The sequence below is a fragment of the Ralstonia sp. VS2407 genome (genome assembly GCF_052950655.1).
The window spans coordinates 1-531 of record NZ_JBRFVG010000129.1 but is presented as its reverse complement, the minus strand read 5'-3'; the positions used below and the strand labels follow the sequence as shown (position 1 = coordinate 531).

Annotated in this window: 1 protein-coding gene; it reads left to right on the top strand. The window is 65.9% G+C overall.

Translation table 11 applies throughout. From position 1 onward, the window contains the following. Positions 1–15 precede the first annotated feature (15 nt). Positions 16–531: alpha-amylase family glycosyl hydrolase (locus ACU8YE_RS24215; RefSeq protein WP_446929911.1), on the top strand; the 516-nt coding region annotated here is incomplete at its 3' end.

Below are 531 nucleotides of genomic sequence, written 5' to 3'. Positions count from 1 at the left end.
ACGCAGCCCTCTCCCCTGTCCAGCGAGCTGAAGTGGTGGCAACGCGGGATCATCTACCAGATTTACCCGCGTTCCTTTCAGGACGCCAGCGGCGACGGCGTGGGCGACCTGCGCGGCATCACCTCAAGGCTGCCCTACGTGGCGAGTCTGGGCGTGGAGGCGGTGTGGCTCTCCCCCATCTTCACGAGTCCGATGCGCGATTTCGGCTACGACGTGGCCGATTACGTGGACATTGATCCGCTGTTCGGCACGCTGGAAGACTTCGACGCGCTGGTCGCGGAGGCGCACCGCCTGGGCCTGAAGGTGATGCTGGATTACGTGCCGAACCACACGTCCTCGGACCATGCCTGGTTCCAGGCGGCGCTGCGCGGTAAGGAGAGCGGGAAACGCGACTGGTACGTCTGGCGCGACCCGGCTCCGGACGGCGGCCCGCCGAACAACTGGAAGTCCTTTTTCGGGGGCGGCGCGTGGACGCTGGACGGGACGAGCGGCCAGTATTACCTGCATCAGTTTCTGCCCTCGCAGCCGGAC